General features: G+C 68.7%; 11 protein-coding genes. 4 read left to right on the top strand and 7 right to left on the bottom strand.

The genetic code is table 11. The features are described from left to right. Positions 1–9: 9 nt before the first annotated feature. Together guaA and SBI67_RS27675 are read right to left on the bottom strand one after the other, a co-directional pair. Positions 10–1,602 carry a glutamine-hydrolyzing GMP synthase gene (gene guaA / locus SBI67_RS27670; RefSeq protein ID WP_318983642.1) on the bottom strand — a complete coding sequence of 531 codons (1,593 nt, stop codon included), beginning with the start codon at positions 1,600–1,602 and terminating at the stop codon, positions 10–12. Between the two features lie 9 nt (positions 1,603–1,611). Further along, complete coding sequence (locus tag SBI67_RS27675; RefSeq protein WP_318983643.1) at positions 1,612–2,196, bottom strand: TetR family transcriptional regulator; 585 nt, start codon at positions 2,194–2,196, stop codon at positions 1,612–1,614. Between the two features lie 63 nt (positions 2,197–2,259). Here SBI67_RS27675 and SBI67_RS27680 point away from each other — a divergent pair, with 63 nt between their 5' ends. The 3 genes from SBI67_RS27680 to SBI67_RS27690 all read left to right on the top strand — a co-directional run bounded on the left by SBI67_RS27680 (position 2,260) and on the right by SBI67_RS27690 (position 6,313). Further along, positions 2,260–3,135 (top strand): TauD/TfdA dioxygenase family protein, encoded by an 876-nt coding sequence (locus SBI67_RS27680; RefSeq protein ID WP_318983644.1) that lies wholly within the window; start codon positions 2,260–2,262, stop codon positions 3,133–3,135. 83 nt (positions 3,136–3,218) lie between these two features. After that, positions 3,219–3,956, top strand: coding sequence for a beta-phosphoglucomutase family hydrolase (locus SBI67_RS27685; protein ID WP_318983645.1), 738 nt, complete (start codon positions 3,219–3,221; stop codon positions 3,954–3,956). Continuing rightward, positions 3,953–6,313 (top strand): glycoside hydrolase family 65 protein, encoded by a 2,361-nt coding sequence (locus tag SBI67_RS27690; protein WP_318983646.1) that lies wholly within the window; start codon positions 3,953–3,955, stop codon positions 6,311–6,313. Before SBI67_RS27685 ends, SBI67_RS27690 begins: the two co-directional genes overlap by 4 nt. A gap of 24 nt (positions 6,314–6,337) precedes the next feature. Here SBI67_RS27690 and SBI67_RS27695 read toward each other — a convergent pair whose 3' ends face one another. The 3 genes from SBI67_RS27695 to guaB all read right to left on the bottom strand — a co-directional run bounded on the left by SBI67_RS27695 (position 6,338) and on the right by guaB (position 10,859). Then, on the bottom strand, positions 6,338–8,074 hold the full coding sequence (locus SBI67_RS27695) for a GMC oxidoreductase (RefSeq protein WP_318983647.1): 1,737 nt from the start codon (positions 8,072–8,074) through the stop codon (positions 6,338–6,340). Positions 8,075–8,156: 82 nt separating this feature from the next. Next, positions 8,157–9,293: a GuaB3 family IMP dehydrogenase-related protein gene (locus SBI67_RS27700; protein ID WP_318983648.1), complete on the bottom strand. Its 1,137-nt coding sequence runs from the start codon at positions 9,291–9,293 to the stop codon at positions 8,157–8,159. Between the two features lie 21 nt (positions 9,294–9,314). Further along, positions 9,315–10,859 (bottom strand): IMP dehydrogenase, encoded by a 1,545-nt coding sequence (gene guaB / locus SBI67_RS27705; protein WP_266046465.1) that lies wholly within the window; start codon positions 10,857–10,859, stop codon positions 9,315–9,317. 144 nt (positions 10,860–11,003) lie between these two features. Here guaB and SBI67_RS27710 point away from each other — a divergent pair, with 144 nt between their 5' ends. Beyond that, entirely contained in the window at positions 11,004–11,408 is a 405-nt protein-coding gene (locus SBI67_RS27710) for a DUF5319 domain-containing protein (protein ID WP_024455162.1), read from the top strand. A gap of 57 nt (positions 11,409–11,465) precedes the next feature. On the opposite strand, the gene SBI67_RS27715 is transcribed toward SBI67_RS27710, so the two are convergent. Both SBI67_RS27715 and SBI67_RS27720 read right to left on the bottom strand, forming a co-directional pair. Continuing rightward, positions 11,466–12,749 carry an anti-sigma-D factor RsdA gene (locus SBI67_RS27715; protein ID WP_318983649.1) on the bottom strand — a complete coding sequence of 428 codons (1,284 nt, stop codon included), beginning with the start codon at positions 12,747–12,749 and terminating at the stop codon, positions 11,466–11,468. Then, the gene (locus SBI67_RS27720; protein ID WP_266046467.1) at positions 12,742–13,320 is read right to left on the bottom strand and encodes a sigma-70 family RNA polymerase sigma factor; all 579 of its coding nucleotides are present in this window, start codon (positions 13,318–13,320) and stop codon (positions 12,742–12,744) included. Before SBI67_RS27720 ends, SBI67_RS27715 begins: the two co-directional genes overlap by 8 nt. Between the last annotated feature and the right edge of the window lie 3 nt (positions 13,321–13,323).

Consider the following 13,323-nt stretch of genomic DNA (forward strand, 5'->3'; position numbering starts at 1 on the left):
CGGTGGCGCTCATTCCCATTCGATGGTGCCCGGCGGCTTGCTGGTGATATCGAGCACCACCCGGTTCACCTCGGGCACCTCGTTGGTGATCCGGGTCGAGATCCGCTCCAGCACGTCGTAGGGCACCCGGGTCCAGTCCGCGGTCATGGCGTCCTCACTGGACACCGGGCGCAGCACGATCGGATGCCCGTAGGTGCGACCGTCGCCCTGCACGCCGACCGAACGCACATCGGCCAGCAGTACCACCGGGCACTGCCAGATCTGGTGGTCCAGCCCGGCCGTGGTGAGTTCTTCGCGGGCGATCGCATCGGCGCGGCGCAAGGTGTCCAAACGCGACGCGGTCACCTCACCGACGATGCGGATACCCAAACCGGGACCCGGGAACGGTTGGCGCGCAACGATTTCCTCCGGCAGACCCAATTCCCGGCCGACGGCACGCACCTCGTCCTTGAACAGCAGCCGCAGCGGCTCGACGAGTTTGAACTTCAGGTCCTCGGGCAGGCCGCCGACGTTGTGGTGGCTCTTGATGTTCGCGGTGCCGGCGCCGCCGCCGGATTCGACGACGTCGGGGTACAGCGTGCCCTGCACCAGGAAGTCGACGTCCCCGCCCGACACGTCGACCGCGTCGCGGACCGCGCCCTCGAAGGCCCGGATGAACTCACGGCCGATGATCTTGCGCTTGCCTTCCGGGTTCGTGACGCCGGTCAGCGCCTCCAGGAAGCGGTCGGCCACGTCGACGGTGACCAGCTTGGCCCCCGTCGCGGCGACGAAATCGCGCTGCACCTGTGCCCGCTCCCCCGCCCTCAGCAGTCCATGGTCGACGAACACACAGGTGAGCCGGTCACCGATGGCGCGTTGCACCAGGGCCGCGGCCACCGCCGAGTCCACCCCGCCGGACAGCCCGCAGATGGCGCGGCCATCCCCGATCTGTTCGCGCACCGCCTCGATGAGCTGGTCGGCGATATTGGCCGGGGTCCATGACGCGCCGATGCCGGCGAAATCGTGCAGGAACCGACTCAGCACCTGCTGGCCGTGCGGCGAATGCAGTACCTCGGGGTGATACTGCACACCGGCCAACCGGCGGGACCGGTCTTCGAAGGCGGCGACGGGCGCTCCGGCGCTGGTGGCCACGACCTCGAACCCGTCCGGCGCCGCGGTGACGGCGTCACCGTGGCTCATCCACACCGGCTGCGACGCCGGCAACTCCGAATGCAGTTGTCCGCCCGCCACTTTCAGTTCGGTGCGACCGTATTCACTGGTGCCGGTGTGCGCCACGGTGCCGCCCAGCGCCTGGGCCATGGCCTGGAAGCCGTAGCAGATCCCGAACACCGGCACATCGATGTCGAACAGCGCGGGGTCCAGCTTGGGCGCCCCCTCGGCGTACACGCTGGCCGGCCCGCCGGAGAGCACGATGGCCTGCGGGTCGCGGGCCTTGATCTCGTCGACCGTCGCGGTATGCGGGATCACCTCCGAGAACACCCGCGCCTCACGGACGCGCCGGGCGATCAGCTGGGCGTACTGCGCGCCGAAGTCAACGACCAGGACGGGGCGAGACTGCGATGAGCCGCTTGCGCGAAGAGCGTCTGCCGAAGCGTTTTCCACCTGAACAGTCTAAGAGTTGGGCCGCTGCGCGCCCGGTCGGCCTCCGCCGGGGCTCAGGATCCGGTCCATCTGGGCATCGACGACGTCGCGCAGCTGAGCGTCGGTGACGTCGTCGAGTCCGGTCGACGAGCGCAGGAACGGCTCGAACAGGCGCCAACCGAGTTGCAGGGCAACGGCGTTGGCGACCGCCAACCGGGCGGCCCGGTCGTCGTCGCCGTAGCCGGGCCGCACCGTCTCCAGCAGCGAGGCCATGTTCGGGTATCTGGTCTGCAGCTGGCCCACCGGATATCCGTCCAGCAGGGCCCTGGCCAGCACGCGGATGTGCCGGTCGGTGGCGTGTTCGATATCGGCGGCGGACGCCCCGTCCGACATCAGCGCCAGCAGGCCGGCACCCAGATGTTCCAGCACCGCGCCGACCAGGCGTTCCTTGGTGCCGAAGTGGCGGTACACCAGGCCGTGGTTGACCCGGGAGCGGGCCGCGATGTCGCGGATTGAGGTGGCCGAGGGTCCACGTTGGGCGAACAGGTCCGCCGCGGCATCCAACACGGCGGCCACCACTTCGTCCCGGCCGGCCGGTGGCGAGCTTGTAGTCACCTGACTACAGTAGCGGTGTAGTCAGATGACTACACCCGCTCAACACCCCCTCGAAGGACCGCTATGACCATCACCGTCACCCAGCTCGGCAGCCGTATCGGCGCCCGCATCGACGGCGTCACCCTCGGTGGCGACCTCGACGCCGCCACCGTCGCCGCCATCCGCGCCGCCTTGTTACGCCACAAGGTGGTGTTCTTCGGTGGCCAGCACGATCTCGACGACGACCGCCAGCAGGCCTTCGCCGGACTCCTGGGCACCCCGATCGGACACCACGCCTTCAAGGGCGCCGGTGTCATCGCACCGATCGATTCCGACTACGCGAAGGCCACCCGCTGGCACACCGACGTCACCTTCCTGCCCGACTATCCGGCGATCTCGGTGCTGCGGGCGGTGACCCTGCCCCGTTACGGCGGCTCGACGCTGTGGGCCTCGACCGCGGCCGGCTATGACGCGCTGCCGGATGCGCTCAAGCGCCTCGCCGAGAACCTGTGGGCGCTGCACAGCAATCGGTATGACTACGTCGCCGCTCCGGTCGACGAGGCCACCGAGACCCAGCGTGCGCTGCGGGAGATGTTTCAGAAGCCGGACTTCCGCACCGAGCACCCGGTGGTGCGAGTGCATCCCGAGACCGGCGAGCGCACCTTGGTCGCCGGTGATTTCGTCCGCGGTCTGCTCGGGCTGGACAGCCACGAGTCCCATACCCTACTGGACCTGTTGCAGCGACGGATCACCCTGCCGGAGAACACCATTCGGTGGACCTGGGCGCCGGGTGACGTCGCCATGTGGGACAACCGGGCCACCCAGCATCGCGCCGTCGACGACTATGACGACCAGCGCCGGGTGATGCACCGGGTCACCCTGGCCGGTGACGTCCCCATCGACGTGTACGGCCGGCGCAGTCGCGCCGTCGGGGACGGGATGCAACGCCGGGCCGGCTGAACTCACAGTCGGGACAAGTATGAGATGAGCCAGAAACGGGCATGGTGGACTAGAGCTATCCACTAAGCGAAAGCGAGGCCGCCATGCTGGGCCTGCCCGAGGGCGTGCACGCCTGCCTGTTCGACCTGGACGGCGTGCTCACCGACACCGCCAGCGTGCACAAGCGGGCGTGGAAGACGATGTTCGACGACTATCTGCGTCGGCGCGACGGTGACTCGTTCACCCCGTTCGACATCGACCACGACTACCTCACCTATGTCGACGGCAAGCGCCGCGAGGACGGCGTGCGCGCCTTCCTGAACAGCCGCGGCATCGACCTACCCGACGGTGACCCGGATGATCCGCCGGAGGCCGAAACCGTCGCCGGCCTCGGCAATCGCAAGAACGCGATGTTCCAGCAGGTGCTGCATACCGACGGGGTGCAGGTGTTCGAGGGGTCGCGGCGTTACCTGGCCGAGGCTGCCGGGGCAGGGCTCGGCGTGGCGGTGGTGTCCTCCAGCGCCAACACCCGGGAGGTGCTCGAGGTGACCGGGCTGGCCCGCTACGTCGCGCAGCGCGTCGACGGCGTCACGCTGCGCGAGGAACACCTGCCCGGCAAGCCGGCGCCGGATTCGTTCCTGCGCGCGGCGCAACTGCTGGACGTCGAACCCGCCGCCGCCGCCGTCTTCGAGGACGCCCTGGCCGGGGTGGCCGCCGGTCGCGCCGGAGACTTCGGCTGTGTGGTGGGGGTGGACCGAGTCGGCCAGGCCGACGAATTGCGCTCGCACGGCGCCGATATCGTGGTCAACGACCTGGCCGACCTGTTGCGGGACGGCCGATGATCACCCACGACGCATTTCCCGTCGAGCCATGGCAGATCCGCGAGACGCGGCTGGATCTGGACATGCTGGCCCAGGCGGAGTCCATCTTCGCGCTGTCCAACGGGCATATCGGACTGCGGGGCAACCTCGACGAGGGCGAACCGCACGGCCTGCCGGGGACCTACCTGAACTCGTTCTACGAGACCCAGACCCTGCCCTACGCCGAGAGCGGGTTCGGGTACCCGGAAGCCGGCCAGACCATCGTCGACATCACCAACGGCAAGATCGTGCGCCTGCTCGTCGACGACGAACCCTTCGACGTCCGGTACGGCGAACTCATCGACCACGAGCGGGTACTGGATCTGCGGGCCGGCACGTTGGCACGGGTGGTCCAATGGCGCTCGCCGGCAGGCCAACAGGTCAAGGTCACGTCGACCAGGCTGGTGTCACTGACCCAGCGCAGCGTGGCCGCGATCGAATACGTGGTCGAGGCCGTCGATGAATTCGTCCGTCTCACAGTGCAATCCGAGCTGGTGGCCAACGAGGACCAACCGGAGCGATCCGATGATCCCCGGGTGGCCACCCGGCTGGAGCATCCCCTGCAAGCCGTGCACCACGAACACACCGACACCGGCGGGCTACTGGTGCACCAGACGACCTCCAGCGGACTGATGATGGCCGCGGCGATGGATCACGAGGTCGACGTTCCCGGCCGGGTCGAGATCACCACCGATTCCCGACCCGATCTGGCCCGTACGACGGTGATCTGCGGCCTGCGCCCCGGCCAGAAACTGCGCATCGTCAAGTATCTGGCGTACGGCTGGTCCAGCCTGCGCTCGCGCCCGGCCCTGCGCGATCAGGCGGCCGGGGCGCTGGCCGGCGCCAAGTACAGCGGCTGGCAGGGTCTGCTCGACAGCCAGCGAGCGTATCTCGACGAGTTCTGGGACGCCGCCGATGTCGAGGTGTTCGGCGACCCCGACTGCCAGCAAGCGGTGCGATTCGGGTTGTTCCATGTGCTGCAGGCCAGCGCGCGCGCCGAACGCCGGGCTATCCCCGGCAAGGGGCTCACCGGTACCGGTTACGACGGCCACGCGTTCTGGGACACCGAGGGTTTCGTGCTTCCGGTGCTCACCTACACCAAACCGCATGCCGCGGCCGATGCGCTGCGCTGGCGGGCGGCCACTCTCGAGCTGGCCAAGGACCGCGCACGCCAGCTCAGCCTGGCCGGCGCCAGCTTCCCCTGGCGGACCATCCGCGGCGAGGAGTGCTCGGCCTACTGGCCGGCCGGTACGGCGGCCTGGCATATCAACGCCGATATCGCCATGGCGTTCGAGCGCTACCGCGTGGTGACCGGTGACGACAGCTTGGAACGCGAATGCGGGCTGGCGGTGCTCGTCGAGACGGCGCGGCTGTGGCTGTCGTTGGGGCATCACGATCGGCACGGGAGGTGGCACCTGGACGGTGTCACCGGTCCCGACGAGTACACCGCCCTGGTCAGCGACAACATCTTCACGAATCTGATGGCCGCGCACAATCTTCGGGTGGCCGCCGCGGCATGCGTGCGCCACCCCGAGGCCGCTCATGCGATCGGCGTCAGCACCGAGGAAGCGGCCGCCTGGCGCGATGCGGCTGCGGCGGTGTACATCCCGTTCGACGAGGAGCTCGGCGTGCATCCGCAGTGCGCCGGCTTCACCAACCTCGCGGAGTGGGATTTCACCGCCGAGACCCGGTACCCGCTGCTGCTGCACGAACATTACGTGCGCCTCTACCCGACCCAGGTGCTCAAGCAGGCCGATCTGGTCCTGGCGATGCACTGGCACAGCCACGCCTTCTCCCCCGCCGAGAAGGCCCGCAATGTCGACTATTACGAACGCCGCACCACCAGGGACTCGTCGTTGTCGGCGTGCACCCAGGCGGTCATGTGCGCCGAGGTGGGGCATCTGGAACTGGCCCACGACTACGCCTACGAGGCCGCGCTCATCGACCTGCGGGACCTGCATCACAACACCCGCGACGGCCTGCACATGGCGTCGCTGGCCGGTGCGTGGACGGCGCTGGTCGCCGGATTCGGTGGACTGCGCGACGACCAGGGCATGCTGGCGCTGGATCCGCACCTGCCCGACGGCATCACCCGGCTACGTTTCCGGTTGCGCTGGAAGGACTTCCGACTGACGGTCGACGCCACCCACCACAAGGTGACCTACGGCCTGCGAGACGGGCCGGATGCCAAGCTGATCATCCGGCACGCCGGCGCCGATCTCGAACTCACCACGCAGGAACCGACAACCGTCGACGTGCACCCGCGCAAACCGTTGCTGCCGGTACCGCCGCAGCCCATCGGCCGGGAACCGATGCGGCGCCACCTCGTCACCGAGTGAACGTCTCCTGAGTGAGCGCCCCGGTCAGCCCGCCGAGCTGACCGGAGTGATCGGCAACCGCCGCAACGCACCCGGCGCGTCGGCAGGCACCACCGGACGCACCGGTGCGATGGGCGACAGCCGCTGGTAGGGCTCGCCCTGGGCCGGCCGCTGGTCCTGTTCACCCTTGTTGGGCCACAGCGACGCGGCCCGCTCGGCCTGCGCGGTGATCGAAAGCGACGGATTCACACCGAGATTCGCCGAGATCGCGGCGCCGTCGGTGACGTAGAGCGTCGGGTAGTTGTACACCCGGTGATACGGGTCGATGACGCCGCTTTCAGGGCTGTCACCGATGGCCGCACCGCCGAGGAAGTGCGCGGTGAGCGGGATGTTGAACAGCTCGCCCCACGTGCCGCCGGCCACCCCGTCGATCTTGGCGGCGATCCGGCGGGTCACCTCGTTGCCGATCGGGATCCAGGTCGGGTTCGGCTCGCCGTGGCCCTGCTTGGAGGACAGCATCCGCTTGCCCAGCGGACCGCGCTTGGTGAACGTGGTGATCGAGTTGTCCAGATGCTGCATCACCAGCGCGATGACGGTGCGTTCGCTCCAGTGCTGCGGGTTGAGCAACCGGATCAGATTCTTCGGGTCCTCCCCGGCCTTGGTCAGGAACTGGCGCCAGCGCGGGATGTCGCTGCCCAGAGGTCCGGCGCCGTCGGTCATCAGGGTCTGCAGCAACCCCATCGCGTTGGACCCCTTGCCGTACCGACACGGCTCGATGTGGGTGTCCGCGGTCGGGTGGATCGACGAGGTGATGGCCACGCCGTGGGTGAGGTCGCGGTCCGGGGAGACCGTCAACGTCTGGGCGCCGACGATCGATTCGGAGTTGGTCCGGGTCAGCACGCCGAGGCGCTGCGACAGCTTGGGCAGCGTGCCAGTGTCGCGCATCTTGAACAGCAGCTTCTGCGTGTTGTACGTACCGGCCGCCACGATGAGGTGGGTCGCGGTGTACGTCTTGCGCTTACGCCGCACCTTACTGCCGGTGCGGGCGGTGCGGATCTCCCACAGCCCGTCCGGCCGCTGGCTGAAGCTGGTCACCGTCGTCATCGGATGCACCTGCGCGCCTGCCGATTCGGCCAACCCCAGGTAGTTCTTCACCAGGGTGTTCTTGGCGCCGTGCCGGCAACCGGTCATGCACTCACCGCATTCGATGCAACCGGTCCTGGCCGGCCCGGCACCGCCGAAATAGGGATCCGGGACGGTCTTGCCCGGCGCTTTCTGCCCGTCCGGGCCGAAGAACACCCCGACCGGGGTGGCAACGAAGGTGTCGCCCACCCCCAGGTCGTCGGCGACCTCTTTCATCAGCCGGTCGGCGTCGGTGAAGGTCGGGTTGGTCACCACGCCGAGCATCCGCTGCGCCTGCTCGTAGTGCGGCATCAACTCCGACCGCCAGTCGGTGATGCCCGACCATTGCTTGTCGGCGAAGAACGGCTCCGGCGGCACGTAGAGGGTGTTGGCGTAGTTGAGCGATCCGCCGCCCACCCCGGCGCCGGCCAGGATCATGCAGTTGCGCAGCAGGTGGATGCGCTGGATGCCGTACATGCCCAGGTGCGGCGCCCACAGGAAACGGCGCAGGTCCCAGGAGGTCTTGGCGAAATCCGCATCGGCGTATCGCGGGCCGGCTTCCAGGACTCCCACCCGGTAGCCCTTTTCGGTGAGTCGCAGCGCGCTGACGCTGCCCCCGAAACCCGAGCCGATGATCGCGACGTCATAGTCAGGCTGCATGTGACCAGTATGACGCTACCGGTAGGTAACTTCTAGACAGGAAGGCCTAACTTGTAAAGGAAAGTCTCGGACTCACCCTGCCTCATCCGCCGACGGTCAGTCCGACCTTCTGGAATTCCTTGAGATCGCAGTAGCCCGCCTTGGCCATCGACCTGGCCAGCCCGCCGACCAGATTCAGCGAACCGAACGGGTCGTCGGACGGGCCGTCGAGCACCTGCTTGAGCGACGGCCGTTCCCCCAGCGCCACCTGCAGCAGCGCGCCGCGTGGCAGCGACGGATGCGCGGCGGCCGAGGGCCAGAACCAGCCGCCGCCGAGGGCCTCGTCCGCAATGGCCAGCGGGGTGCCCAGCACCACGGCGTCGGCGCCGCAGGCGATGGCCTTGGCGAGGTCGCCGGAGGTGTGGATATCGCCGTCGGCCAGCACGTGCACGTACCGCCCGCCGGTCTCGTCGAGGTATTCGCGGCGGGCCGCGGCGGCGTCGGCGATGGCGGTGGCCATCGGCACGCTGATGCCGAGCACCTCGTCGCTGGTCGTCACGCCGTGGGTGGAGCCGTAACCGACGATGACACCGGCGGCACCGGTGCGCATCAGATGCAGCGCGGTCCGGTGGTCCAGCACCCCGCCGGCGACGACGGGGATGTCGAGTTCGGAGATGAAGGTCTTGAGGTTCAGCGGCTCGCCATCTTGGGCGACCCGCTCGGCGGAGATGATGGTGCCCTGGATGACCAGCAGGTCGATCCCGGCGGCCACCAGCGCCGGAGTCAGCGCCTGCGCGTTCTGCGGGCTGACCCGCACCGCGGTGGTGACCCCGGCTTCGCGGATCCGCGCCACGGCGGCACCGAGCAGCTCGGGATCCAGCGGGGCCGCGTGCAGCCGCTGCAGCAGCCGAATGGCGGCCGACTCGTCGTCGGACGTCGCTGCGGTCTCCACCACCTGCGCGATCTTGGCCTCGACATCGGCGTGCCGCCCGATCAGTCCCTCGCCGTTGAGCACGCCGAGGCCGCCGAGGCGGCCCATCTCGATGGCGAACTCGACCGATACCAGGGCGTCGGTGGGGTGTGCCACCACCGGGATCTCGAATCGGTAGGCGTCCAGCTGCCAGGCCGTGGAAACGTCCTTGCTGGATCGGGTGCGCCGCGACGGGACGATGTTGATGTCGTCCAGTTCGTAGGTGCGGCGGGCGGTTCTGCCCATGCCGATTTCAACCATGTCGCGCATTTGCTCGTGAATCCCTAACCGCTAGCGGGCGTAGTAGTTCGGCGCTTCGACCGTCATGGTGATGTCGTGCGGGTGGCTCTCCTTGAGCCCCGCGGCCGTGATCTGGACGAACTGCGCCTGCTGCAGGTGCTCGATGGTGTCCGACCCGGTGTATCCCATGGCGGCACGCAACCCGCCGGTGAGCTGGTGGATGACCGTCGACAGCGGGCCCCGGAACGGTACCCGGCCCTCGATGCCCTCGGGCACCAGCTTGTCCTCGGAGAGCACGTCGTCCTGGAAGTAGCGGTCCTTCGAGAAACTCTTCTGCGTGCCGCGGCCCTGCATGGCGCCCAACGAGCCCATGCCGCGGTAGCTCTTGAACTGCTTGCCGTTGACGAAGATCAGGTCACCGGGTGATTCGGCGGTGCCCGCCAGCAGCGAGCCCAGCATCGCGGTGGACGCACCGGCGGCCAACGCCTTGGCGATATCACCGGAGTACTGCAGGCCACCGTCGGCGATCACCGGCACGCCCTTGGGCGAGCAGGCCGCGACGGCCTCGAGGATCGCGGTGATCTGCGGGGCCCCGACACCGGCGACCACGCGGGTGGTGCAGATCGAGCCCGGTCCGACACCGACCTTGACCGCGTCGGCGCCGGCCTCCACCAGCGCGGCGGCCGCGGCGCGGGTGGCCACGTTGCCGCCGACCACGTCGACCCGTTCCCCGACGACGGACTTGAGGCGGCTCACCATGTCCAACACCAGTCGGTTGTGCGCGTGCGCGGTGTCGACGATCAACACGTCCACCCCCGCGTCGACCAGCGTCATGGCCCGGGTCCACGCGTCGTCACCGATACCGACGGCGGCACCGACGAGCAGCCGGCCGTCGCTGTCCTTGGTGGCCAGCGGGAACTGTTCGGTCTTGACGAAGTCCTTGACCGTGATCAGGCCGGTCAGCTTGCCGTTGCCGTCGACGATCGGCAGCTTCTCGATCTTGTTGCGCCGCAGCAGGCCCAGCGCAGCCTCGGCCGAGACGCCTTCCTGCGCGGTGATCAGCGGCGCCTTGGTCATCACCTCGGCGACCGGCTTGTCCATGTCGACCTCGAACCGCATATCGCGGTTGGTGATGATCCCGACGAGGGAGCCCTTCTCGTCGACGACCGGAAGACCGGAGATCCGGAACCGGGCGCACATCGCGTCCACCTCGGCCAGGGTGTTGTCCGGCGAGCAGGTCACTGGATCGGTCACCATGCCCGCCTCGGAACGCTTGACCGTCTCGACCTGGCCAGCCTGCTCGGCGACCGAGAGGTTGCGGTGCAGCACCCCCATACCGCCGGCGCGGGCCATCGCGATGGCCATCCGGGATTCGGTGACGGTGTCCATCGCCGAACTCACCAGCGGAACCTTCAACCGGATCCGCTTGGTCAGCTGGCTGGATGTGTCCACGTTGGCCGGGACGACATCCGAGGCGGCCGGCAGCAGCAGGACATCATCGAATGTCAGCCCGAGCATCGCGATCTTGGTCGGATCATCGCCACCGGTGGACACCGGCACGGCGAGGGGGATGCTGCTGCTTTCAGCAATTGACATGGGTGGAGCCTCCAGGAACCAACAGGCGTGGATCTAAAGGGCCATCTTATCGGCACTGACCTCGATGCTCGTGACTACACCCGCCGGGTCTCGCCAAGGGCGAACGGCTGGCGCGGATGTGGCGGGGCTGCGTAGGCTAGATGCGTGCGCGATGACTTCCCGCCGGGGCTGCCGCCTGACCCGTTCGCCGATGACCCGTGCGACCCGTCGGCCGCGCTCGACGCGATCGAACCGGGCCTGCCGCTCGATCCGCAGGAGCGAAGCGCCGTCGAAGCCGATCTCGCCGATCTGGCCGTATACGAGGCCCTGCTCGCCCACAAGGGAATTCGCGGGCTGGTGGTGTGCTGCGACGAATGCCAGCAAGACCACTATCACGACTGGGACATGTTGCGGGCGAACCTGCTGCAGCTGCTCGTCGACGGCACCGTGCGTCCGCACGAGCCGGCCTACGACCCTGAACCCGACGCCTACGTGACGTGGGATTACTGCCGCGGCTATGCCGACGCGTCCCTCAACGAGGCCACCTCGGAACCCGACGGATACCGCTGATCTCCTGATCCGCCCGCGCGGTGCGCCGCGTCGTTGCTGTCGGTGCCGTCCGCGCTGTCAGTGCCCGCTGGGCGGCCCGACGGGCACCGTCGTCGTCACCACGACCTCCGGCGACCGCTGCTGTGGCGCCTGCGCTTCTTTGGTGGCCTGCACCGTCTCCTGGGCAGGCGCCGGGGTGCGTGCCGGCGGTGCGCTCGGTTCCTGCTGTTGCACCGGCGGTGCCGCCGAGGGCGGCGCCTCCGCTGCCGGGGCGACCGTCGTCGTGGTGGCCGGGCGCGCCACGGTCGCCTGGGTTGTCGTGGTGGTGGTGGTCGTCGCGGTCGTCGTCGCGGTGGTGCTCGGGGCGGCCGTCGTCGTGGTGGTGCTGGGCGCCACGGTCGTAGTGGTGGTCGTGGCGCTCGGGCTCACCGTGGTGGTCGTCGCACTCGGGGTGGCCGACGTGGTCGTGGGCGATGCGGTGGTGGCCGACGTGCTGGTCGTCTCCGACGGTGCCGACGTCGTGGTACCCGGCTCCGACGTGGTGGTGGATGCGTCGGCGCTCGGCGATGTCGTGGGCTGCGACGGGGATGTGGTGGTGACGGTGACCTCGGAGCCGGGTGTCGACGGCACACTGGTCACCTCGGGCGGTGTCGACACCGCCGTGGTGTCGGTGCGGCTCTCGATGACCGGCAGCGGCAGCAGCGTCAGCGGCGAAGACGGCAGCGCGGGCATCGGTTGCCCCGGCGGCGGCAGCGTGGCGGCCGGATCCTGCTCGACGACCTTGTAGGTCAACGCATTCCACTGCTGGATGAGCTCGGACTTGCGCTCGACGGTCTCGACGCTCTGCACCTTGGTCGACAATGCGGTCAGCCGCTCCTGGGCCTGGTCCCACTGGCCGTTGTCGATGAGCTGCTGCACCTGCTGCATCTCGGTCTGGGCGGCCAACACCACCGCGTCGTCGCGGGTCTGGCGCTGGTCACCGAACAGCATGGTGTGCAGGCCGTAGAGCCCGTCGCCCGGATCGGCGCTGTACACCATCGACCCGAAGCCGCCGAGGCACAGCACCGCCGCGGCGGCAGACCCGATGACCGCCAGCGATCGCCGGTTACGTCGCCGCGAGGAGAAATCCAATGCGTTCCGCAGCGCGGACTCGGCCTCCAGGGGCGGCACCACATGGTCGATGGGTACCTGGCGCACCTCGTCGCGCCAGCCGGACAGCAGGAAGGCCAGTTCGGCGTCCGCGCGGTCGGTCGAATAGACCGGCTGCTCGGCGGCCAGCGCGTCGAGGAACTTGTCGGCGCGGTTGATGTCGTTGAGCGAAGGGTCGCCGCCATTGGCGGTCCAGCGGCCGAAATCAGGCATAGTCGCCTCCGACCGCGGTGATCTCGGACTTCAGCTTGGCCAGCGCCCGGTGCTGCGCGACGCGCACGGCCCCCGGTGTGCTGCCCACCGCTTCGGCCACCTCTTCGGCACTCATCCCGACGACGACACGCAGGATGATGATCTCGCGTTGCTTCTCGGGCAGCGTGGCGAGCAGGCGGTCCATCCGCGCCGAGGCCTCGGAGTCCAGCGCCCGCTGTTCGGGGCCGGCTTCCCCCGAGAGCCGCTCCGGCACCACATCGGTGGGTTCGGAGCGGTTACGCGCCGATGCCCGGTGGGCGTCGGCGATCTTGTGCGCAGCGATGCCGTACACGAAGGCCAGGAACGGACGTCCCTGATCCTGGTAGCGCGGCAGCGCCGTGATGGCGGCCAAGCACACCTCCTGCGCAATGTCATCTGCCGATAGACCACTTCGTTCTGCTGACCCGATCCGCGCCCGGCAATACCGGACGATGATCGGGCGGATGGTCTCCAGCACCACCCGAAGCGCGTCCCGGTCACCGGCCACCGCATCAGCGACGACAGCATCGAGACGTTCTCCCGAAATTGTCATCGT

Source organism: Mycolicibacterium chengduense, from assembly GCF_033741155.1.
Lineage (GTDB): Bacteria > Actinomycetota > Actinomycetes > Mycobacteriales > Mycobacteriaceae > Mycobacterium.